Consider the following 21,822-nt stretch of genomic DNA (forward strand, 5'->3'; position numbering starts at 1 on the left):
CATACGCCGGAGCGCCCTCTGTTATCAGACCCCTTGGGACTTGGAGCCGGTCCGGACCTGCACGTGGCCGCTGCGCAGGCTTGCATGCAGAACGTTGGTGCAGTCATGCTCCAACGCGGTCCACGGATGAGCAGCAATATCTGAGCCGCTGAGACGGCAGACCGCCTTCGCGAGGGGGCGGCATACCCTGCCTGGTCCGTTAGGTTCCTGCATGTCGCAGATACCAAGCCGGGCTTCGGGGGTCGTGAGCTCCCACATAACCCTCCAGGCGCGGGGCCAATCCACCATCAGTGATAGGGAATACGTCGCGAGCGCAGCGTCAGCCAGCGGCCGGCCACCCTCCCGGACCACATGCGCGGAGACCGAGGGCTCATCCAGAGCGGTGGCGTCGGCATGAATGAGGATGATGTTTTTCCAGCCGTTGCGCTCTGCCTTACGCTGAGCACGCGCGAGCATGGCTGCGCTGCGGTCTATGCCCACCAGGATGCCCTCAGCACCTATCTGCTCACGGAGCAGCGAGAAGTTGAGACCAGTGCCGCAGCCAATATCGAGAACCTGCTGGCCTCTCTGCAGATCCATCAGTTGCAGGAGTCGGCGCCGTCCCGCCCCGTAGATCGGGTACTCGGCTGAAAGCAGATCGTACAGTGGGGCGATGGTGGTGTACTTCGCCATAACGGGCTCCCTCTGGCTCCCGGGGGATTTACCCCCACACTACTGGCAAGGACTCAACGGAGCGCGTGGAAGCCCGCCGCTATGCGGTGAGCAGCGCTGATGCCGACCAACACCGCCCAGCCGACCGCTATGTGGGGTGCAGCGGCGGGAAAGATCAGCCACAGACTGTGCACCAAGATAGTCTCGGCGCCTTCAGCCAAGCCACCGAGGAAAGAGAGGGAGCGCCCGTCGCTGAGCTGTTTGCCCTTGCGCTCAGCAATGGAGGAGAAGGCCAAGAATGAGGCTCCGTTGATATAATAGCCGAAGAGTACGAGCATAAACGGCAACCAGGGTGCCTCATAGCCGACGCTTGCACCGATGGCCACCCCGATCACGGTTGCGCCGTAGACGATGAAGTCCGCACAGATGTCCCAGAACCCGCCCTGGCCGGTGTCTTCGGAGCGGCTCTCAGCGCGCCGTCGGGCAAGTGGGCCGTCCAGTCCGTCGGCCAGTCGGCAGAGCAGCCACATAAGAAGCGCCAGGAGCCAGAGCTGGGATGCCGCCAGGGCGGCGCTGGCCAGCCCGGCTGCGAGGTTGAGCGCCGTGAGGCGGTTCGGTGTCACTACCGGAAAGTCGATCAAGCGCGCCGCGACATCGAAGGTCGGGGCGAGCGCGACGCGCAGCCGGGCATCAAACATGGTCGCGCCCAGTCTGCCTGCGCCTGCCGACTGCAAAGTCTGCCGCCCCGATGGTCAGGACGCCCAGCACGGCCAGCGCCGCCTCAGCTCTGAAGCCAGGTACCAACCCGTAAGCAGGTAGTGCTACGAAGCTGGTAGGGCCGTGAGACGTGTTGCTCGATTTCTCCGGACCTTCCACAGGTTGAGCGTAGTGGAAGTCAGCATTCCTCCGCGCTGGACCTCGTGATCTTCGGCCTCCCGGCGCTGAAAGAGTCGCTTCGTGCCTGACCTGCGCGGAGTCCTCGGCCGTCCCCGTCTCTTGAGGCAAGCTGGGCATGGTTAAGTGGACTTATGCCCACGCGGATCGCATCAATAGGCACGTCAGTTCCTCCGACCTCCCTGTCTCAGGTTGATCTGCGCGATTTCTTCGCAGCTCAACCCGGCAGAGACCGGCTCGCCCGGCGCTACATCTCCGCCGCGTTCGACGCCGCCGGGATCGACAGCAGGAGCACCGCGATCTCCGGCCTGGGGGGCACACCGGACGGAGTTTTCGTAGCCGAGGACGGGAGCTTGCTTAGGCCCACCACTGGAGTGCGGAACGCTCTGTATCGAGAGGCCGCACCGCGACTTGCGGCAGAAGCCGCACGCTCCGCCGTCGCCGAGGCGGCCATCTCGGCCGCGGACATCACTCATCTGATTAGTGTCTCCTGCACAGGATTCTTCGCCCCTGGGATCGACTACCACCTCATCCGAGATCTCGGTCTGCGGCCCACTGTGGAGCGCAGTCACCTGGGATTCATAGGTTGTGCTGCCGCCTTGCCAGCCTTGCGACTAGCCACACAGATCACCCAGGCCCAGCCCGACGCCGTGGTTCTCGTGGTCTGCGTAGAGCTGTGCTCACTGCACGTGCGGGAAAGTTCAGACCCAGAGCAGATTGTCGCCTCGTCCGTCTTCGCCGACGGTGCCGCGGCAGCGGTGGTCACCGCCGATGAGCAGGTCGGGCGCTCGGGGGGCCTCCTATTAGACCGTTTCGCCTCAGCCCTGACTGACGAAGGCGAGTCGGACATGGTCTGGACCATCGGAGACCATGGGTTCGAGATGCGACTCTCCGCTGAGGTGCCACGCATCATCGGACGCGAAATCAGGGATGCGGTAGACAAGTTCCTCGGAACGGAGGAGCCTCCCGACACTTGGGCTGTCCACCCCGGTGGCCGCAGCGTGCTTGACCGTGTGGAGAATGGGCTGAACCTACCTGCAGAGGCGTTGGCGGCCTCCCGCACCGTGCTGCGAGACTGCGGCAATATGTCCAGCGCCACCATCCTCTTCATCCTGCGCCGGATGATGGCTGATCCGACTGTCACCGGGAGCATCGCGGCCCTGGCCTTCGGACCCGGCCTCACTGTGGAATCCGCCCTCCTGCGCAAGGCGCTGTGAGCAGCACTGCCAATGGACCTCTCGAAGCGCGATGAACAACTGCGCGAACTCATGGATGACCCCCACTGCGATCCGCAGCGCCTGGATGCCACCTTGCGGCGCTTCGGCCTGGTCAACAAGTTGGTCTCAGGCTGGGGCTCCGTTTACCGCAATCATTTGAGAGGCCTCCTGGTCGGTCTGGACCGTCCTGCCCGCGTCCTAGACCTCGGCTCCGGCGGTGGGGACGTGATCGCCCAGCTGGCGCAGCTGGCACGCCGCGACGGCCTCTCGGTGGAGTGGACGGGCGCGGACCCCGATCCCCGAGCACACGACGTCGCATCCCGCACCGAGGTGCCTCACAGCACATTTGTCTGCGCCGACGCCAATGACTTGCTCGCCGAGGGCGCGAGATTCGACCTGGTGATCTCCAACCACGTGCTGCACCATCTGGAGGCCTCCGAACTTCAGGAGTTTGCTGCCACCTCCCAGCGGTTGGCGGGCACCGCGGTGCTGCACAACGATATCGCCCGCAGCCGGCTCGCCTACGCGCTCTTCAGCGTCGGCATCAGCCCCCTCGCTGCGGGCACGTTTCTCCGGGTGGACGGGTTGCGGTCCATCCGGCGCAGCTACCAGCCCGCGGAACTCAGCGCGGCCTTGGGGGCTGAGTGGTCCGTCACCTCACCGGCAGCCTTCCGACTGATAGCTCAGGGGCCGGGACGTGGCTGAGGTGCTCGTCATCGGGGCAGGTCCGGTGGGGCTGCTGCTGTCTGCAGAACTGCACCGTCGCGGCGTCGGCGTCGAACTGGTGGAGAGCCGCAAAGCCACGAGCCCCGGCAGCCGGGCCATCGGTGTGCACCCGCCCACATTGGCGGCACTGGAGGAATCCGGAATCACGGAGCAGTTGCTTGGACGCGCTGTACGCGTCCGCCGTGGCGAAGCCCGCTCCAACAGCCGGCCGCTGGGTTCGGTGCAGTTCGACCAGTTGCCCACCCGGTTTCCCTTCGTGGCGACCCTGCCACAAGCTGCGACCGAGGAGATCATGTCCGCAGCGGCTCCCGCGCCGCAACGTGGCGTCCACGTCACAGCACTCACTCCGACCCAGCACCGGGTGGAGTTGCAGACTTCAGCGGGGGCCCAGTGCGCACCAATCGTGGTCCTGGCCGGTGGAGCCCGGTCTCGGTCCCTGGTGTACCGGGCTCCCGCAGCGCACGACTATCCGGATCGGTATCTCATGGTGGACTCTGTTGTCGACGCCGCGGCAGACTCGCCCACGGCGGTGGTCCACCTGGATGACAGTGGCGTATTGGAATCATTCCCGCTGCCCGGCGCACGCCGACGATTCGTTGCCTGGGATCCGCCAGCGGCCGATCAGGATCCCGCTGCCCAGCACGCACGCATGGAGAGTGCGTTGGCGCTTCGCGGCCACCTGCTGGACGGCACCACCACAGGGTTCGGGGTGCGACGGTTTGTGGCACCTCGACTCCGCAACGGACGCATGTTCATCATCGGCGATGCCGCCCATGAAGTCAGCCCCATTGGCGGCCAAGGAATGAACCTAGGACTTCTGGACGCGGTCACTCTGGCGCCGCTGCTGACCGAGTGGGTCAGGACAGGCCGCCCGCCGGAAGCAGATATCCGGCTTTGGGAGCGGGCGCGTCTGAGCTCGGCTCGTCGAGCCGCTGGATTGGCTGGAATCAACACGCAGTTGGGACGCCCAGCATCCCGCACTGCAAACCTGCTGCGCGGCAATTTGGTGCGGTTGATGCTCGGCCCCGGGGCCGGCAGGCTGCTGACTCGCGCCTACGCCATGGGCTTCGACCGCCACAGCTGATGGGCTCCGCTCACCCGCTGAGCGACCCACCAGCGGCCACAAGCTGCGCGGCAAGCACCAAGGCCGCGAACATCACCAGCCGGAACAGCGAGCGGCCTGAGCGGCCAGAACGAACCAATCCCACCGTCACCGCTGCCACTATCACGACGACGCCGAAGAACAGCCACGCCAGAAACGACACCTCCGCCAGGTGGCCCTGGCTGGGGCCCAGGGTCGCGGCCAGGCCCCCGACCACCACGGTGGCCGCTGCAATTCGGGCAGAGAGGCGTCCACCCATCCGGTGCGGCAAACCGTGGATGCCGGTGCGAGCGTCGTCGTCGAGGTCTGGAAGCACATTGGTCAGGTGCAGGGCAGCTCCCAAAGCGGCCCCGGCCACCCATGCCCACGGCGCGGCGAACTGCGGTTCGGCAGCGGACAACGTGGCCAGCGAGGGAAACAGCCCGAAACTGAAGATGTAGGGCACCACTGACAGTCTGGTGGCCTTCACCCCGAGGTTGTAGGCCCAGGCAGAGCTCAGAAAAGCGGCATGGGCCAGCAGCAGACCCGCTCCCAGGGGAACGGCGAAAGCGAGAGCAGCCCCGAACGACACGGCAGCGCCCACCCACGCAGTTCGCACGCTGATGTCCCCGCGGGCAAGTGGCTTGTCCGTACGACCGACAGCACGGTCCCGGCGGGCGTCCAGTGCATCGTTGGAGATCCCCACGGACAGCTGACCGGCGAACACGGACGCCACGAGCAGCGCGGTCCTGCCCGGACTCACACCGCTGGCCAGGGCCAGGGCCGCCGACAGCGTGGTGACCACCAGCGTGGGGCCTGGATGCGAGGATCTCCACAAACCACCCACTGCTCGCACCGCTGCTCCGATCATGGGGCCAGTCTCTCACTGGACAGTCGATGAGAGGATGACACGGTCACGACCAACAGCCGATGAGGAGGCCAGGCAGATGACTGACCGCTCCGCCTTAGAACGCACGCTCCATACCCTCGACGGACGCGGCTACGGAGGATACAAGCAGATTGCCGGAGTCCACCGCCTGGGAGCGTTCACCCTAAGTGTGGACAAGGTGCAGGTTGATCCGTTCGCGCCGCCGTCACTGATGCGGATCAGCATTTCGCGGGAGGCAGCAGACCTCCCTGAGCATCTTGTCGCCGACCGGGCCGGACGCATAGCCGTCGGGGACTACATCACCCGGGCCTTCGATGAGGCTGCACGTTCCCGTTCCGCGCAACCCGAAGACGGCAGAAAGGGCCCAGTGAGCATCGGAGCTCCGGGACAGCAGGTGCTGGAACGTTCGAGTGTGCAGATTTCGCCGGAAACCGTGGAGGCCCGGATCGCAGTGGAGCTTCCCGCCGCCGGACGCAAGGCGTTGGGGAAGAAGGCCGCACGCCTGCTCACCCAGGAGCTCCCGGAGATCGCGGCGGCCGCACTGCTGCACACCTCACTTAACTCTCAGGCCCTGGAGCATCACGTCCGTCTCTACCGTGACCAGGAGTACCTGCGCGGAGAGTTGACTGAGGAAGGCTTGGTGGCCTTTGTGGGTGACGGGTCCACGCTTGCCCGCCGCTCGGGCAACTCGGACAGGCCCTTGGAGCACGGCGTGGTTGAGTTTGCCAGCCCGGACTCAATGCGCACCCGCTTCACTCTGCCCAGCGGCCGCCAGGTCACCGGTATGGGCGTCCCTGAGGGAGTGACGGTGATTGTCGGCGGCGGATACCACGGAAAGTCCACGCTGCTTCGCGCCATTGAGCGCGGGGTCTACCCGCACATCGCCGGCGACGGGCGCGAGTGGGTCATCACCCGACCGGAGGCGGTCTCCATCCGGGCCGAGGACGGCAGGGCCGTGACAGGGGTTGACATCTCACCGTTCATATCGGGACTTCCTTCGGGAACGGACACGGCAGCTTTCAGCACCACCAACGCCTCCGGGTCCACCTCGCAGGCGGCAAACCTGGTGGAGGCCGTGGAGGCTGGGGCCTCTGCGCTGCTGATCGACGAAGACACCTCGGCCACCAACTTCATGATCCGCGACGAGCGCATGCGCCAGCTGATTCCCGCTGATCGCGAACCCATCACACCATTTGTGGAACGCGTTCGGCCCCTCTTCACCGAACGCGGGGTCTCCACGGTGCTCGTCGCTGGCGGATCCGGTGCGTTCTTCGAGGTGGCCGACCAGGTGATAGCTCTCCAGGATTACGCGCTCCAAGACGTAACGGAACGCGCTCGCAGCATCGCCGCCGAGCATGCGACCGCGAGTGCGAGCCCGGGAAATTCGGAGGATTCCAGCTCATCGACTCCCACCTTCCCGCCCGCTCGCGGGCGTGCCTTGCGCACGGGTTCGCTGCGCCCTTCCGGTAAGACCAAGTCGGCACGGGCCAAGGGCCGCGACACAGTGCAGTTTGGCAAGGAGCTGATCGACCTGGCGGCTCTGGCACAAGTGGTTGACCCCGCGCAGACTGAAGCGATCGCAAAGATCATGGACAGACTTGCCGAGGCCGCCGACGGCGCCCAGGAACTCAGCACGTTGGTGGTGGAGATCCTGAATCAGGTCGAAGAGCACGGATTAGATGTGCTGTCACCGCACCGCGGGCATCCTGGGCACCTCGCCAGACCAAGGGCCCACGAAGTCCATGCCGCCGTGAACCGATACCGGGGTCTGACGCTGGCCTGACCGCAACGTTGTGCTGCGCTGAGCGTTCGCGCCTTGTGCTGACCAACTACGATCGCACCTATGGATCCCCGCGAAGACCCCCACGCCGCGTCCACCGGTGAGCCCCGCAGCTTCACCGTGACCTGTCCGTTCGACGAGACCGAGGTGGGCACGCTGCCCAGATCGTCGCCGGAGCAGATCCGCGATGCGTTCGCTGCTGCCCGGGAGGCTCAGCGGCACTGGTCACAGACGCCCGTGGAGCAGCGCATTGAGGTCATTCGTCGCTTCGCCGACCTGGTGTTCGACCACCAGAGCGAGCTCTTGGACTTGACCCAGCGGGAAACTGGCAAGGCGCGTATCAGCGCCGCCGAAGAGTTAGCCGACATAGGACTATGGACGCATTACTTGGTCCGTCAGGGTGCAGCAGCCTTGCGCACCAGAACGCGTCAGGGAGGTTTTCCGCTCCTGACCAACACCTATGAGCGCCGGGTCCCTCTGGGCGTGGTCGGGGTCATCACTCCCTGGAACTACCCTCTGACCATCCCCGTCACCGACTCACTGCCGGCTCTGTTAGCCGGAAACGGCGTCGTTCTCAAACCCGATGAGCAGACCTCGCACACCGCTCTGCGCTTGGTTTCCCTACTCCGGGAGGCCGGACTACCGGCGGAGCTTATGAGCGTAGTGCTGGGTTCGGGGGAGGAAGCCGGTGCGACTGTGGTGGATGAAGCGGACTATGTGATGTTCACTGGGTCCTCTGCCACCGGGAAGGTGGTCGCTCAACATTGCGCACAGCGCCTGATCGGATTCTCCGGCGAGCTCGGTGGGAAGAACCCAATGCTGATCTTGGAAGACGCTGACGTTTCCCAAGCTGCCCGAGCGGCGGTGAGCTCCTGCTTCGCCAACACCGGGCAGTTGTGCATGAGCATCGAGCGCATCTACGTGCACTCCTCCCGGTGGGAGGATTTCACCTCCGCACTGGTGAAGCGGGTGCACGCACTGAAGCTCGGCGCAGGGCTGAAATGGGACGTTGATGTGGGCAGCCTGGTCGGCCCAGCCCAGCTCAACAGGGTTGCCGAACGCGTCAATGAGGCCGTCGACGCCGGCGCGGAGATTCTCACCGGAGGACGGGCACGCCCGGACATCGGCCCTTACTTCTACGAACCCACGCTGCTCACCGGGGTGACCGATGAAATGCGCGTGCACCGTGAAGAGACGTTTGGGCCCGTGGTGAGTCTGTATCGGGTCAACGATGAGGAGGAAGCTATCACCGCTGCCAACGATTCCGAGTACGGGTTGGTGGCAAGCGTCTGGTCCCGGCAGCGGGGAGATCAGGTTGCCCAGCAGATTCGGACAGGCAGCGTCAACATCAACGATGGACATACTGCCGCCTGGGCATCTATGGATGCCCCTATGGGAGGTTTCGCCCAGTCTGGCATCGGACGTCGACACGGCCGTGAGGGCATCACTAAGTACACCGAGTCCCAAACCGTAGCCCGTCAGCGCCTGGCACCGGTGGCAAGGATCCCGGGGGTCCCCCTGCGGCAGTGGGCACAGATGATGATGATGGGAGTGCGGGCGCTCAGACGGATCCGATAGCATGGCCGATCGTGCGCTATCACCTCACCGGCCGACGACTCCTCATCACTGGAGGTGCCAGCGGACTTGGACGCCGCCTGGCACTCAAGGCAGCCGCCCGGGGTGCACATGTGGTGATTTGGGACCTCTACGAGGCCGGAGGTCGGGCCACAGCTGAGGAGATCACCTCCGCCGGCGGCACTGCCACGGCGATGACCGTTGATGTCGCAGACCGCGAGGAAGTTCGTCAGGCCGCCCAGCACTGCGGGAATGTTGACGTACTGATCAACAATGCTGGCGTCATCAATGGTCAACGCCTGATGGAGACCTCTGAGGACCAAATCTCTGAGACTCTGAACGTCAACACGCTGGCGCTCTTCTGGGTGACTCGCGCCTTTCTTGATGGGATGATCAGCCGCGGCCATGGGGCTGTGGTCACCGTAGCCAGCTCTGCCGGTTTGGTCGGTATTCCCGGCCTGACCGACTACGCCGCGAGCAAGTTCGCAGCATTCGGATTCGCCGAGGCGTTGCGTGGCGAGCTCAGCCAGGACCGTACGGGCGTCACCTCACTGACGGTCTGCCCCTCTCACCTGGACACTGCACAGTTCGACGGCGTGTCCACGCGATTCCCACAGCTCCTCCCCCGCTTGTCCGCGTCCCGGGTGGCGGAGAAGATCCTCCGGGGAGTTGAGCGACAGAGATCACAGCTGATCATGCCGCCGCTGGCTCGCACTATCCCGGTAGCCCGAGCCATGAATGTCCGGCATTTCGACAGGATGATGGCGTTCTTCGGGACGGGCACCGCCATGGATGCATTCCGGGATCCACGGGCGTTGAGCGCGAGCGCTACGCCGCATCCCGGCCTCTAGTGCTTCGCATGACTGCACGGAGGCCCAGGGCCAGGAGGAGCCCCCAAAGCAGGAGCATGGGATACCAGATGACTGCCTGCCCGATCCGCCCCGTCGGATCCGCTACCGAGGTGAAGAGCAGCAGGGCGAGATTGAGTGCCACCCCGACTGCGCCGTAGAGGATGAGGGCCAGGCAAACCACCACCGCCGCACTCCACCAGAGCCTACGGTGCCGGGAGTGCCCCAGGAGAAGCAGCGGCAAGAGGCTCGCGGTGGTCTTGGTCAACGCAATGGTCAGGAGCGCGATGCCAGTCCGGAGCGGGAAGTCGGAACGCAGCTCCACCAGCCACATTCCTATCGTCTCTAGGAGCAGTTCACCCCCCAAGGCCCAGTAGAAGTTGGGAGCCGCGTTGAGCAGGCCAATGATCCCAGCCGCCCACAGCAGACCAGCCGGTCGGCGTTCAGCCCACTTCGGGCGGGCGAACTGGGCTGCTGTCATGACGCTCCTCTGCGTGCAGGCGCTTGTCCTATGGGTCCCGGGATGTGGTGGGCAAGTAACTCTTATCGAGTAAGCGCGCAGGCCCCCAAGTATTGTTCGTCCTTGTCGGTGAATGAGTCGCCGTTGAGCAGCGCGGCGCCGAGTCGGGCAGCCAGTGGAGCCAGGAGAATGCCGTGCCGGTGATACCCAGTGCTGATGACCACTGGGGCACCACCCGCCGCCACCCCCAGGTAAGGACGATCATCAGGGGTTCCAGGGCGTGCCCGAGTGGTGATCTCCACCAGTTCCATCTCCCGCACAGCCGGAAGCACTGCCGCCGCATCTTCCAGCAGCTCGGCCACACTGCCGGTGTGTGTGCCAACCATGCCGTCCTCCCGAGAAGAGGCGCCAATCACTAGCCCCCTAGGCTCCAGGGGGTCGTCCGAGCCTCGCGGTACCAGATATACGGAGCGGCCGCCCACCCGGGCGCGAACGGTCGCCGAGAGGAGTTGCTCCTCCCCTCGGGCCAGCTGCTCATTCCTCACCCGGAGCCGAACAACATCGCCGTGCACAGGCCGCAGGTCCAGTGCGTGGTGTTCGGGGACCCCGGCGATCTGTCCGTACCCAAGCCCAGGCACCAACACAGCACTGCTGAAATTGTCGGTCGCTGCGTCGTCGTAGTGGATGTGCAGTCCGCCCTGCCTGGTGGTCTCCACCCGAGTCGCTCGGCGTGCAACCCATGCTGCAGGAGGCCCCGCATCAGGGAAGTCGCTTGTCTCAAGCGCCGCGTTCAGCCCCTGGGTCACACACCGGATGAGCTGGCGTGGGTTCACCTGGTGATCAGCTGGCACACTCCAAGCTTTGGCCAGGCCCGGTCGGAGCGCAGGCTCCTGGCGACGCAGCGCGGAGCTGGTGAGCGGACTGACCTCCATGCCGTGGCCCTGCTGCACCGCCACCAGATCAGCCACGGCGGCACGATCGCCCGGGTCAGCGGCCACCAGGAGGGTCCCGTTCTCCCGGTATCCCGAGGGCGTACTGACCGCGCGCTCCAAGGTGCTCACGAATTCTGGATACTCCGTCCGGGACGCCGTCATCAGATTCCAGAGCTCCTGCTGACCGTATTGGACTTCGCTGATCGGAGCGAGCATGCCGGCGGCGGCATAGGAGGCCGCTGCGCCCGGATCTGGGTCGATGACCGTCACTGCGTGCCCGGTCAGCCGCAGCTGCCAGGCAGTCAGCAGTCCGACGACGCCGCCACCGACAACTGCGGTGCGGGGTCCAGCGGTGTGGGATGCAGCAGGTCTCGCCATAGCTGACCAGCCTACTTTCTCCACCTGAGTGCCTAAATCTTGAGCAGTCCCGGCGCTGAGCTCCTCCCCCCCCCCACCCTGTCTCCTGAACGCGAAGTCCACCCCCTTTCGGCGACACCACGCGCTACATCGCAGGGTAGCGCCGAAAAGTGGCGGTATTCGGGTCAGGCGTTGCCTTCCCGGGGTCGTGCCGCAGGCCGAAGTTGCCTGGATCACATAGAGTGAGCTGACCTGCCACATCACGAGGAGGACACCGGTGAATGCGTACCCCATCCCGCCCTGGGACCCGGAACTGGTTCAGCCCCTAGCCCAAACCCGTGCCAACACGCCCGCATTCTCACTGGAGAGGCTGGAGGATCGGCGTCACAGCATGGCAGAGGGCCTGCCCGGGGAGCCCGAACCCGATCTAACCGCCGGTGGACGAGTCCGGGTGGAGGAGCGGCAAATCCCCGGGCCCTATGGAGCTCCGGATATCACGGTGCTCATCCTGAAGCCGACGTCCGCGCCCTCTCCAGTCGCTGGAATATACTACATACACGGTGGCGGTATGGTGATGGGCACCCGGCGAAATGGGGTTGAATCCCTCGTCAGCTACGCAGCAGAAGGTCTCGCCACAGTGGTTTCAGTGGAATACCGACTCGCACCGGAGAACCCGCACCCGGCGCCGGTGCAGGACTCCTACGCGGGGCTGGTCTGGACCGCACAGAACGCTGAAGCACTGGGGATCGCCCCCAAGCACCTGCTCATCGCGGGTACCAGCGCGGGTGGCGGACTGGCTGCCAGCACCGCCTTGATGGCCAGGGATCTCAGTTACCCGGTGCTTTCACACCAAATACTCATTGCCCCAATGCTCGATGACCGCCTCGAGACCCCCAGCAGTCAGATGCTCGACGAAGCAGGGCTTTGGGATCGCGAAGAGAATCGCATGGGCTGGACAGCCCTGCTGGGTTCCCACCGCGGCGAATCCGAGGTCTCTCCGTACGCCGCTGCTGCGCGAGCTGAAGATCTTTCCGGGCTGCCCCGCACCTACTTGGACTGCGGATCCTCTGAGACATTCCGCGACGAAGCCCTCGACTACGCTCACCGGCTGTCAGCAGCAGGAGTCAGTGTCGACCTGCACATGTGGGGAGGGGGCTTTCACAGTTTCGACTCCATAGCCCCGGAGGCGCAGGTTTCTCAGACCTCTTGGGCGGTACGAGATGCGTTCATCCGACGTGCGCTGACAGAGCGGCCCCCCATCCATACGTGAGAGTGACGGAAGTGGCGCCCTGAGATCTCCGGTGAGTCCCAGGTTGTGACGGATCCGCTGGTCCCTGCTACTGCTGCGCTTGGGCTGGGGAACCTGGACAATTCGAAGACAACGGTGCTGTACTTCTAACTATGTTAGGAAAAACTAAGCGCGATAGGCAGGCCGAGCGCCGTGAGGCAACTCAGGCAGAAATCATCGATGCGGCGTGGGACATGACGCGTGAGGTCGGACTGGCTCAGATAACCCTGCGTGGAGTCGCCGACCGGGTGGGCATGCGGGCACCTTCTCTCTACACACACTTCGACTCGAAGAACGCCATCTACGACGCAATGTTCGGTCAAGCCTGGACCGAGTGCCTTGCACACTTCGAGTCAGTAAAGGCACAAGCGCCTGCCGGTGCGCGTGAGGCGCTCCGATTCGCCGCCCACACCTTCTTCGACTTCGCGGTCAAAGATCTGGCTCGTCATCAGCTGATGAACCTGCGGACGATTCCCGGTTTTAGCCCAAGCGAGGAGAACTACGCCCCCGCCGTCGCCACACTCGACCTGGCGCGGGAGCTCTTCTTCAGCAACGGCATCACAGACCCAGAGGATTTGGATCTTTACACCGCGCTGATAGGAGGCCTGGTCGACGCCCAACATGCCAACGATCCCGGAGGTGACCGCTGGGCCCGCCTTCTTGACCGTGCTGTAGACATGTACGCCGACCACCTCGATCTGCCCTGAACCCACACCCACCCACATCCAGCACTAAGGAGCAGTCATGAGCACCAAATCGCCAACGCTCACTGACAGAAATAACGCACGCCGCCCCCAGCTTGACCGCGATTCTGCGATGCGGCTGGCGGCCACCGAATATGAGCGCGTCGCTGACCTGCTGGCTCGGCTTACACCTGAGCAGTGGTCAGCCCAGACCGACTGCCCCGCGTGGGACGTGCGCGCGATGGCCGGTCACATGCTGGGCATGGTCCAGATGGCCGCCTCGGTGCCCGAACTGATTCGTCAGCAGTTGACCGCAACCCGTAGGGCCAAGCACAGTGGTGGCCTTCAGATCGATGCGCTCACTGCATGGCAGGTGGAGAAGAATCTGAGTCTCACCGCAGAAGAAGTCATTGATGAATACAGGAGACTCAGCCCCCGGGCGGTGAGCAACAGACGCAGATCACCGGCAGTCCTCCGAAACCGAACAATGCTGGAAGAAACGGATGGTACATGGACCTTCGGCTACCTACTGGACGTGATCCTCACACGCGACCCGTTCATGCACCGGATCGACATCACCCGCGCTACAGGGTTACCGATGGTTGCTACCGCAGATCACGAAGGAGCCCTAGTCGAGGATGTCGTGAACGAATGGGCACAACGCCACGGCAAGCCATTCACCCTCGAGCTCAGCGGGCCCGCGGGTGGACATTGGCAGGTCGGGGACGGTGAACGCATCGCCATGGACCCGTTTGAGTTCTGCCGCGCGATCAGCGGACGCGCACCGGTCAGTGGTCAGCTAGCGACTCAGGTCCCGTTCTGAACCACCAACCACCTTGCCGCACTGTTAAGGAAGGAATGAGCCCTCTCCTGTGTAGGAGAAAGGCTATGACCCAGAGCTTCCTGATCGAAGCTTGTTGAAGATTTGTGGGCTTCGGATGGCTGGACTCATCCAACGGCACATCGGCTAGGACGCCGCCTTGCGGCTACTCATCTACGGCGTCTTGCCGTTCACCCGTTTCTTGAGAACTCGAGCTGCGGTCATCGCTCTCATTGGATTCCTGGTTCCCAGGGTTGCGTACCAAGAAATACATCGCTGTCATGGTGATCAGACCAGCTACCACCGCAGCCGGCACAACACCCTCCTCGCCCACGAGATCCTCAAGGAACGTCCGTGCATCGGATTCCGGAACCGCCAGTGCCAGGACCACGAACGTCGCCACGACGACAGTGGCCAGGACCTCCCCCAACCGTTGGCGCCACCGCGTTTTTCCTTTGTTGGCCAGAGACTCACCGGCTTTGGCTACCTGTTTGGCGCGCAGCACTCGTAGGGCGCCCACACTGCGCAGGACGCGGAAAAGCTGCATGGGGCCGATGCTGAAGATGACCGCCAGAACAGCTGCAAGTGTCAGACCAATAAGCCACCAGTTGCGGCGTACCCAGTCAATTTTCTTCGGCGAAAGGAGAAAGAACACCACAGTCTCGAAGATCAGCACGGCGGTGGCCAACCACAGTCCTACATGCCCGATCATCTCGAAGGGCTCATCCAGCAGGGTGAGGAACACCGCCGGGACCGAGGCAATGGCAGCGATCATCACCGGCCAGGCCAACCAGTTTTCCCAGCGTTCTCGAACCTCTTCGACCCGCTTTTCGTCGGAGTTGCCTAAGGCAGCGGCACTGAGTTCCTTTGCTTCCTCAGGTGCTTGGTTGACAACTTTCTTGACACGCCCAGGGTCCGTGTCGTCGTCAGAGTTCTGCGAGGAGTGAGAAGAGGTCACCCCTGAAACGATACCGCGGGAATGTACTCTCAGAGATCAAGACCGTGGGCTGGATGCCCTCTCCTGTGTAGGAGAGAGGCCCTGGCCTAGGACTTACTCTTCATCCGGCGGCTTGAGCGGCTCACGACCGGCAGTTTTGAAGTGAGAGCGGCTGACGGGAATCGAACCCGCGTCGTCTGCTTGGGAAGCAGAAGCTTTGCCATTAAGCTACAGCCGCTGGAGCGCCGCCATGAGTGCGAGTGATCCCACCGTGGCGGCGTGGTGATCAGTGTACCCCGCTGCGGATAAACTCTGTGCATATGACCAGACCAGCACCTTCGGCCGAGATCAGCTTCGTTGCGCTGCGCCCTGAAGATCCCGACGACGCCGCCGCACTCACCGATTTCCTCACTGCTCAGCACTACCCGTTCCACGTCTGCGCAGAACTGAGCGTTGAGCGCGTCAGAGCCGGAATTCGCGAGGGCCGCTACGGGCGAAACCCCGCACACTACTCCACCACTGCTGCCTCCGAGACCGACCATAGGGGTTGGTGGGTGTGGGCAGATCAGACGCGCCTGGGCGTCGTCGTGCTGGATGATCTGACCGAGGGAGCACCGCTGTTCGACCTGCGCCTGGCTGACGCGCACCGAGGGCGCGGTTGGGGCGCTGCAGTGCTGCCGGGCCTGACACGTGTGGTCTTCGAGACCTATCCGGAGGTGGACAGGCTCGAGGGGCAGACTCGCGAGGACAATATCGCCATGCGCAAGGTCTTCCTCAAATCAGGTTTCGTCAAAGAGGCCCACTACCGCCGAGGCTGGCCGATGGAGGGTGGTGAGCCGGTAGCCTCGGTAGCGTATGCGATTCTTCGTCAGGACTGGGTCTCTGGGACGACCACAACCTTCCAGTGGGAAGACCTCGCAGCCTGAGCACTCACCGAGCCAGGAACGGAATCAGCGCTGCATTGAACTCCGTGACGTGGCTGACATTGAGCCCATGGGGTGCGCCGTTGACGAGTGCAAGCTCGGAGTCGGCGAGCGCCTCATGCGTCCGCTTGCCGGAACCTTCGAACGGAACGGTGGCGTCACTGTCGCCGTGGATGACCAAGGCTGGGACGGTCACCGCGTCAAGATCCGACCGGAAGTCAGTGTGCGCCCAAGCGTCCATGCAGGCCAGCGCGGCGTGCTGATCGGACTGACGGGCCATCTGGACGGCTTCCTGGCGCTGTTCCTCACTGACCGTCAGCTCCTCCCCCACGGAGAAGAAGCCGGTGGTGAACTCGTCGAAGAAACTTTCGCGATCCTCCTCCAGTGAGCCGCGCAGCCCCTGGAATGTCTCTTCATCCAGCGGCCCGTCGGGGTTGTCGCTGCTCTGCATCAGATACGGTGGCACCGCTGCGGCGAAGACCACGGAGTGGATGCGATCCATCCCGTGGCGGGATGCATAACGCGCCACTTCGCCGCCGCCCATGGAGAATCCCACGAGGGTTACGTCCTGCAGATCGAGTGAGCGAATCACCTGATCCAGATCATCGGCGAGAGCGTCATAGTCGTAACCGTCCTGCGGCTTCTCTGACCGGCCAAATCCGCGGCGGTCGTAGGCGATCACGCGGTGTCCGGCGTCGCTCAGAGGCCCAATCTGTTCGGACCACGAATCCGCAGCAAGGGGCCAGCCGTGGATCAACACTACGGGCCGGCCCGTGCCGCCGGTGTCGTCAATGTGGAGTTTCACTGGTTCAGCGCTCATTGGTTCCTCTCACATGGGTGACTCAGACCCGGCGCGGACTCTCCGCCCCGAGATAAGTCACTGTAATGGAGGTTTCCGAATGCCCGGTGAACAAGTGTCGAGGGCTTCGGAGATGCGCCTTTCCCGACGCAGGAGGCCCTTGAGGCTCAGGTGCGCAAGATTTTCGACATAGTTTTGCCTCGGGCGAGCTCGTCGATGAGTTTGTCCAGATAGCGGATTTCCCGCATGGTCGGCTCCTGGATCTCCTCGACGCGAACTCCGCAGATGACGCCTGTGATCTGTGCTCGGCAGGGGTTGAGTTCAGGAGCCTCAGCGAAGAACGTCTCGAAATCTTTCTCGGCCTTCAGCTGGGCATCCAGCTGCGACTGCGAATAACCGGTCAGCCAGCGGATGATCTGGTCCACCTCGTCTTTGGTTCGGCCCTTACGCTCAGCTTTGTTGACGTAGTGCGGATAGACCTGCGCCACACTCATGGTGTAGATGGGGTGCTTGGTCATGCTCCGGTCCTCTCACTGGTGGTCAGGTGGCAACCGGGGTGGTGCTGGCGTCGTCGTGCTCCGTCTGGGGCGTCTTCGGGCGGCGGGATCCCCAGAAGGAGGCCAGCAGGCCCCCGGAGATGTTGTGCCATACCGAGAATATCGCGCCGGGCAGGGCGGCCTCCGGGGAGAAATGAGCAGCGGCGAGACCAGCGGCAAGCCCGGAGTTCTGCATGCCGACTTCCACGGAGACCGCCCGTCGGGTAGGCACGGGCGCTTTGGTGAGCATGGCTGCCCCGTAGCCGAGGACATAGCCGAGCAGGTTGTGCAGGACCACACCAAGGAGCAGCAGCGCCCCAGCCGAGGCTAAGACCTCCGAGGAACCTGCCACGACCGCCAATACCACGTACGTGATCCCCAGCACTGAGATCCACGGCAGCGCTGGCTGCACACCCTGAACGATCTTGGGCAGCAGCAGGCGCAGCAGCACGCCGCCGATCACCGGGATCAGCACGATCCGGACAATGTCCCAGGCCATATCACCTGCGGGAACGGGCAGATACTGGCCCGCCAGCCACAGGGCGAGCAGGGGAGTCAGGAGCGGGGAAAGCAGGGTGGAGACCGAAGTCATGGTGACGGAGAGCGCGACGTCGCCGCGGGCCAAGTACGTGACCACATTGGAGCTGGTGCCGCCGGGTACGGAACCGACCAGGATGAGCCCTGCTGCCAGTGCGGGAGGCAGTTGGAGGGCCCAGGCAATGCCGAAGGCCAGCAGCGGCATGAAGCCGAACTGGAAAGCCACTCCGGCCAGCACGGGCAGGGGCCGCTTGAGCACCATGAGGAAGTCGGGCAGGGTCAGTGTCAGTCCCATGCCGAACATAATGATCATCAGGGCGTAGGTGACCCCCGCGCCTAAGGGAGCGAATGTGGCCGGAGCTAGCAGGGCGAGAGCGGCACCCGCGATGATGAGCAGGGGAAAGACTGTCACCGCCAGTTTGGCGCTGCGCGGAGACTGGTCTGCCGGGGTGCTTGGCTGGTTCGGGGGTGCGGGTGAGTCTGGCATAGAGCTTATGGTCGGCCGCGGCGCTTCTAAGGGTCAACGACCGGAGCACGGGTTCTTACCATGTGGACAGCTGAGTGAGGCGATGGCGCCGGGCGTCTCTCAGGCGGGCGCTGGGGCACGGTCGGGCGTCGGCTCTGCGTGACTTCCTCTGCCCCGCCGCCGGGGTGTGCGCCATTGAACGATAGCGACTCCGACCAGGCAGATGACACCGCCAATGATTGCCAGTGCCGGCGGAACCTCCGCGAGGAAGATCCAGGCCATGACTACTACGATTGCCGGGACGCTCAGAGTGCTGGCGGCAACCCTTCCCGCGGGGAACTGCATCATGGCGTAGCCCCAGAACATGAACGCCAACGCTGTGGGGCCGATCCCCATATACACCGCACCGACAATGCTGCCGGCGGAGGCATCGCCCACCTCAGCGATGGTCTGCGGGATAAACGGCAGTAGGGCGACCACGCCCGCGGCACAGGCGATCCATGTAGCAGTCAGTGGATCCGTATGGCGAAGCGTGAGCTTCTGGATCAGCATTCCCACGGCGTAGAGCACGGCGGCGGCCAAAGCAATGAGCAGCCCAGCTAGGGAGAGCCGGCCAGTGGTGCCGGCGAAAGTGATCAGACCGATTCCCAGCAGTGAAACCGCCATCCCGGCGAACAGTTGGCGCGGAAACCCCTCCCCGAAGAAGAACCCCCCACCCAGGGCGATCATCAGCGGCGCCAGGTTGACCAGCATGGCGATGGTGCCAGCGTCCAAGAAATGCCCGGCCCAGTTGAACGCGAGGGTGTAGACCGCGAACCACACCACGCCGAATGCCGCACCCAGCAGCAGGCCGCGGCGGCCCGGCAGCCGCGCTCGACCGCGCCGCAGCCAGAGCAGCATCACAGATAGCGTGATCACTCCTGCCAAGAGGCGGAGCAAGCCCAGGGGACCGGGAGAGAGCTCCTCGGCGAAGGCACGGATAACTACGAACGACGAGGCCCACATCGCAACGGTCGCGACAATCGCCCCTACAGCCAGCTTCTTCTCCACAATTGAGGAACCTCACGACTGCACAGTATGTTCCCACTCACACCGATCCAGGGAGAAGACGTCAAGCCAATATGGAGGTCCTGCTCCTTGCAGGTTGAGCTCACGTTCCTAGATTGGTCGAGTATTGACGCTGTACCCGTTTGTTATAGGAGAAATGATCATGGCTGATGTTTCCATTCCCGACACCAAGATTGCTGTGCTGACTACAAAGGGTGTAGAGCAGCCAGAACTCACCGAGCCCATTGCTGCCGTCGAGGCCGCCAGAGGGACACCGGTGATTGTGTCCCCGCAGGACACACAGATCCAAGCGATGAAGGGCGACTGGGAGCATGCCGACCACTTCGATGTGGATGTTCACCTGCCCTCCGCAGACCCTGAGGACTACGCTGGCCTGATTCTTCCCGGCGGCACCCTCAATGCCGACACACTGCGCATTGATGAGGATGCCCAGCGGTTTGTGAAGGCCTTCTTCGACGCCGGCAAACCGGTGGCGGCCATCTGCCACGGCCCATGGATTCTCACAGAGATCGGCGCCGCCAATGGAAGGAAAGTGACCAGCTTCCCCTCATTGAAGACGGATCTGACCAACGCTGGAGCCACCTGGGTTGATGAGCCCGCTGTGGTGTCCGACGGTCTGGTCACTTCTCGGAACCCCAACGACCTTGAGGACTTCAATCGCGCATTCCTGTCACTTGTAGCCGATAGTGTGAAGGTATGACTGCCAGCACACCGGAACCCACTCATCTCGGTCAGCTGCGTCGGGAGCGTCTGCTCTCGGCGCGGCTCTATGTCTGCACTGACTTGCAGCGGTTTATTGCCTACCCCGAGGCCGGACCGGTCGAGGAGCTCGGCTTCGAGGCGCTTAGGTCGTTCTACGCGGATGCTTTTGCCGGTGGAACTGACATCATCCAGGTCCGGGACAAGAAGGTGTCGGTACAAACCGAGATCGCAGCCCTGACACTGCTTAAAGAGGTCGCCGATGAGTACGGTGGGCTCTCCGCTGCCAATGACCGGGCAGATCTGGCGGCGATCACCGGTGTCGATGTCTTCCATGTGGGTCAGGAGGACCTCTCCACAGAACAGGCGCGCGCCATTCTGGGTGACGACGTCATCATCGGACGCTCCTGCCGCACCTTCGAACAGGTCCGGGAAGCTGACTCAGACATTGGCATCGACTACTACAGCACGGGACCTGTCTGGGAGACCCCCACCAAACCAGGGCGCGCCGCAGTAGGCCTGAGCCTGCCCGCCCAGGCCGCAGCACTGGAGACCCCCAAGCCGTTCTTCGCCATCGGAGGCATCGACGCGGCGAATATTGACGAAGTCACCGCTGCAGGTGCCGACCGGGTGGTTGTTGTGCGAGCGGTGACCGAAGCCGATGACACCACCGCTGCAGCGCACGCCCTGCGGGAGAAGCTCCCGGCCTAGCGACGCCGCGGCTTCCGGGGCCGTCCCGATCTGCCAGCGCGCGCTCCGGACTGCGAGCGCAGTTTCTGGCCCCCTGGGCTGCGGTTCGACTTTGCGGGAGGTTCCTGCGAGCTCAGTGAGCTGCGGGGGGACCCTTCTTTCCGACCGCGGGCGATCCCTATGAACTCCTGGATCAGGTCCGAATCACGTGCCCGCAGCCAGGCCAGTCCCGTCTCGTAACCGGCCGCTCCAGCGATTCTGCGAATCACCACATCCCGGCGGCTGAGCACCCTCGCCACCGAGTTGGGCAGCACGACGACGCCGGCACCGCTGGCTGCCACCTCCAGGGCTATCCGCTCCGCACCCGCCAGACTCGCCCCAGACCGCGTGCTGTGCACGTCCAGGGACTGGGGCGCTGACCCAGCATCGGCCCCCACACCTGCGGCGGAATCACGGCTCCGCTGGAGTATCTGAACCGGATCCACAAATGCCTCATCAATCAGGTCCGCCGCGTCGACGGAGTCGTCGGCCGCCGCAATCCAGTGCTCCGCAGCGGCACATACGACCGGATCCTCCCGGTAGAGCAGCACTCGGTGGAAGAGCTCTGTGTTCAGTTGAGACTCTTGCTCCCGGAACCGCACGTACCCGATGTCCACGGTGCCTGAGCTGAGCCGCTCGAGCTGTCCGGTGTCGTCGTAATACTTGACCTCCAGTGCGTGGTCCGGAAACCGCTGGCGCCAACGTGTTGCCCATTTGTCCGGTGTGGCTCCGGGAATCGCACCAAGGATCATAGTTCTAGTCAGACGACTTTCTCGTGGAGGAAGTCCACGTTGCGGGAGCTGACGTCATCATGCTCGAGGAGGGAATCGGTGGCACCGGCCAGCTGGCGATCACGGCGCTCTGTCGGCAGCTGGGACATCAGCTCACCAGCCTCCTGACTGTGATGGGTGCGATGTGCGGGGTCTT

At 63.9% G+C, this 21,822-nt stretch carries 24 protein-coding genes and 1 tRNA gene; 12 read left to right on the plus strand and 13 right to left on the minus strand.

Going from position 1 to position 21,822, the window contains the following annotated elements; all coding sequences use genetic code 11:
* Positions 1-24: 24 nt before the first annotated feature.
* The 3 genes from D3250_RS00085 to D3250_RS11705 are packed head-to-tail and all read right to left on the minus strand — an operon-like array spanning position 25 to position 1,527.
* Positions 25-672, minus strand: coding sequence for a class I SAM-dependent methyltransferase (locus tag D3250_RS00085; RefSeq protein ID WP_119901346.1), 648 nt, complete (start codon positions 670-672; stop codon positions 25-27).
* A 53-nt stretch (positions 673-725) separates the two neighbouring features.
* Entirely contained in the window at positions 726-1,349 is a 624-nt protein-coding gene (locus D3250_RS00090) for a CDP-alcohol phosphatidyltransferase family protein (protein ID WP_119901348.1), read from the minus strand.
* Positions 1,342-1,527 (minus strand): hypothetical protein, encoded by a 186-nt coding sequence (locus D3250_RS11705; protein ID WP_147383446.1) that lies wholly within the window; start codon positions 1,525-1,527, stop codon positions 1,342-1,344. Before D3250_RS11705 ends, D3250_RS00090 begins: the two co-directional genes overlap by 8 nt.
* A gap of 152 nt (positions 1,528-1,679) precedes the next feature.
* Here D3250_RS11705 and D3250_RS00095 point away from each other — a divergent pair, with 152 nt between their 5' ends.
* From D3250_RS00095 to D3250_RS00105, 3 genes are read left to right on the plus strand one after another with little or no spacing between them, the layout of a single operon-like run.
* The gene (locus tag D3250_RS00095) at positions 1,680-2,762 is read left to right on the plus strand and encodes a type III polyketide synthase (RefSeq protein WP_119901350.1); all 1,083 of its coding nucleotides are present in this window, start codon (positions 1,680-1,682) and stop codon (positions 2,760-2,762) included.
* Between the two features lie 12 nt (positions 2,763-2,774).
* Positions 2,775-3,467, plus strand: a complete 693-nt coding sequence (locus D3250_RS00100; RefSeq protein ID WP_119901352.1) for a methyltransferase domain-containing protein — start codon at positions 2,775-2,777, stop codon at positions 3,465-3,467.
* Entirely contained in the window at positions 3,460-4,572 is a 1,113-nt protein-coding gene (locus tag D3250_RS00105) for an FAD-dependent oxidoreductase (protein ID WP_119901354.1), read from the plus strand. The genes D3250_RS00100 and D3250_RS00105 overlap by 8 nt, the downstream gene beginning before the upstream one ends.
* 10 nt (positions 4,573-4,582) lie before the next feature.
* Here the strand turns inward: D3250_RS00105 and D3250_RS00110 are convergent, their stop codons facing one another.
* The gene (locus tag D3250_RS00110) at positions 4,583-5,440 is read right to left on the minus strand and encodes a UbiA family prenyltransferase (protein WP_119901356.1); all 858 of its coding nucleotides are present in this window, start codon (positions 5,438-5,440) and stop codon (positions 4,583-4,585) included.
* A 76-nt stretch (positions 5,441-5,516) separates the two neighbouring features.
* On the opposite strand from D3250_RS00110, the gene D3250_RS00115 reads away from it, so the two are divergent.
* Genes D3250_RS00115 through D3250_RS00125 form a run of 3 tightly spaced genes read left to right on the plus strand, consistent with a single transcriptional unit; the run spans position 5,517 to position 9,664 of the window.
* A complete protein-coding gene (locus D3250_RS00115) occupies positions 5,517-7,241 on the plus strand; it encodes an ABC-ATPase domain-containing protein (protein WP_119901358.1) in 1,725 nt (574 codons plus the stop codon).
* A 60-nt stretch (positions 7,242-7,301) separates the two neighbouring features.
* Positions 7,302-8,816 (plus strand): succinic semialdehyde dehydrogenase, encoded by a 1,515-nt coding sequence (locus D3250_RS00120; protein ID WP_119901360.1) that lies wholly within the window; start codon positions 7,302-7,304, stop codon positions 8,814-8,816.
* An 11-nt stretch (positions 8,817-8,827) separates the two neighbouring features.
* Positions 8,828-9,664 (plus strand): SDR family oxidoreductase, encoded by an 837-nt coding sequence (locus D3250_RS00125; RefSeq protein WP_119902194.1) that lies wholly within the window; start codon positions 8,828-8,830, stop codon positions 9,662-9,664.
* Here the strand turns inward: D3250_RS00125 and D3250_RS00130 are convergent.
* On the minus strand, positions 9,642-10,142 hold the full coding sequence (locus D3250_RS00130; RefSeq protein ID WP_119901362.1) for a DUF3995 domain-containing protein: 501 nt from the start codon (positions 10,140-10,142) through the stop codon (positions 9,642-9,644). The two genes, D3250_RS00125 and D3250_RS00130, sit on opposite strands and share 23 nt — an antisense overlap.
* Before the next feature lie 62 nt (positions 10,143-10,204).
* On the minus strand, positions 10,205-11,431 hold the full coding sequence (gene thiO, locus D3250_RS00135; protein WP_119901363.1) for a glycine oxidase ThiO: 1,227 nt from the start codon (positions 11,429-11,431) through the stop codon (positions 10,205-10,207).
* 256 nt (positions 11,432-11,687) lie between these two features.
* Here thiO and D3250_RS00140 point away from each other — a divergent pair, with 256 nt between their 5' ends.
* The 3 genes from D3250_RS00140 to D3250_RS00150 all read left to right on the plus strand — a co-directional run bounded on the left by D3250_RS00140 (position 11,688) and on the right by D3250_RS00150 (position 14,204).
* A complete protein-coding gene (locus D3250_RS00140; protein ID WP_225973052.1) occupies positions 11,688-12,680 on the plus strand; it encodes an alpha/beta hydrolase in 993 nt (330 codons plus the stop codon).
* 131 nt (positions 12,681-12,811) lie between these two features.
* Positions 12,812-13,405, plus strand: a complete 594-nt coding sequence (locus D3250_RS00145) for a TetR/AcrR family transcriptional regulator (protein WP_119901364.1) — start codon at positions 12,812-12,814, stop codon at positions 13,403-13,405.
* Between the two features lie 37 nt (positions 13,406-13,442).
* Entirely contained in the window at positions 13,443-14,204 is a 762-nt protein-coding gene (locus D3250_RS00150; protein WP_119901365.1) for a maleylpyruvate isomerase family mycothiol-dependent enzyme, read from the plus strand.
* Between the two features lie 163 nt (positions 14,205-14,367).
* Here D3250_RS00150 and D3250_RS00155 read toward each other — a convergent pair whose 3' ends face one another.
* On the minus strand, positions 14,368-15,159 hold the full coding sequence (locus tag D3250_RS00155; RefSeq protein ID WP_119901366.1) for a hypothetical protein: 792 nt from the start codon (positions 15,157-15,159) through the stop codon (positions 14,368-14,370).
* Between the two features lie 146 nt (positions 15,160-15,305).
* Positions 15,306-15,376 (minus strand) — tRNA-Gly (locus D3250_RS00160).
* 82 nt (positions 15,377-15,458) lie between these two features.
* Between D3250_RS00160 and D3250_RS00165 the strand changes: the two genes are divergently transcribed.
* A complete protein-coding gene (locus D3250_RS00165; protein ID WP_119901367.1) occupies positions 15,459-16,064 on the plus strand; it encodes a GNAT family N-acetyltransferase in 606 nt (201 codons plus the stop codon).
* A 4-nt stretch (positions 16,065-16,068) separates the two neighbouring features.
* Here the strand turns inward: D3250_RS00165 and D3250_RS00170 are convergent, their stop codons facing one another.
* The 4 genes from D3250_RS00170 to D3250_RS00185 form a co-directional block, all read right to left on the minus strand.
* Positions 16,069-16,881, minus strand: coding sequence for an alpha/beta fold hydrolase (locus tag D3250_RS00170; protein ID WP_119901368.1), 813 nt, complete (start codon positions 16,879-16,881; stop codon positions 16,069-16,071).
* A gap of 146 nt (positions 16,882-17,027) precedes the next feature.
* Positions 17,028-17,378: a DUF2200 domain-containing protein gene (locus D3250_RS00175; protein WP_119901369.1), complete on the minus strand. Its 351-nt coding sequence runs from the start codon at positions 17,376-17,378 to the stop codon at positions 17,028-17,030.
* Between the two features lie 22 nt (positions 17,379-17,400).
* Complete coding sequence (locus D3250_RS00180) at positions 17,401-18,420, minus strand: bile acid:sodium symporter family protein (protein ID WP_119901370.1); 1,020 nt, start codon at positions 18,418-18,420, stop codon at positions 17,401-17,403.
* Between the two features lie 99 nt (positions 18,421-18,519).
* On the minus strand, positions 18,520-19,449 hold the full coding sequence (locus D3250_RS00185) for a DMT family transporter (RefSeq protein ID WP_119901371.1): 930 nt from the start codon (positions 19,447-19,449) through the stop codon (positions 18,520-18,522).
* Between the two features lie 160 nt (positions 19,450-19,609).
* Here D3250_RS00185 and D3250_RS00190 point away from each other — a divergent pair, with 160 nt between their 5' ends.
* Positions 19,610-20,167, plus strand: a complete 558-nt coding sequence (locus tag D3250_RS00190) for a type 1 glutamine amidotransferase domain-containing protein (protein ID WP_119902196.1) — start codon at positions 19,610-19,612, stop codon at positions 20,165-20,167.
* On the plus strand, positions 20,164-20,877 hold the full coding sequence (thiE, locus tag D3250_RS00195; protein ID WP_119901372.1) for a thiamine phosphate synthase: 714 nt from the start codon (positions 20,164-20,166) through the stop codon (positions 20,875-20,877). The genes D3250_RS00190 and thiE overlap by 4 nt, the downstream gene beginning before the upstream one ends.
* Here the strand turns inward: thiE and D3250_RS00200 are convergent.
* Positions 20,874-21,647: a LysR substrate-binding domain-containing protein gene (locus D3250_RS00200; protein WP_119901373.1), complete on the minus strand. Its 774-nt coding sequence runs from the start codon at positions 21,645-21,647 to the stop codon at positions 20,874-20,876. The two genes, thiE and D3250_RS00200, sit on opposite strands and share 4 nt — an antisense overlap.
* Positions 21,648-21,822 lie beyond the last annotated feature (175 nt).

Origin of the sequence: Nesterenkonia natronophila (assembly GCF_003595215.1) — a bacterium.
In the GTDB taxonomy this organism is placed as follows: Bacteria; Actinomycetota; Actinomycetes; order Actinomycetales; family Micrococcaceae; genus Nesterenkonia; species Nesterenkonia natronophila.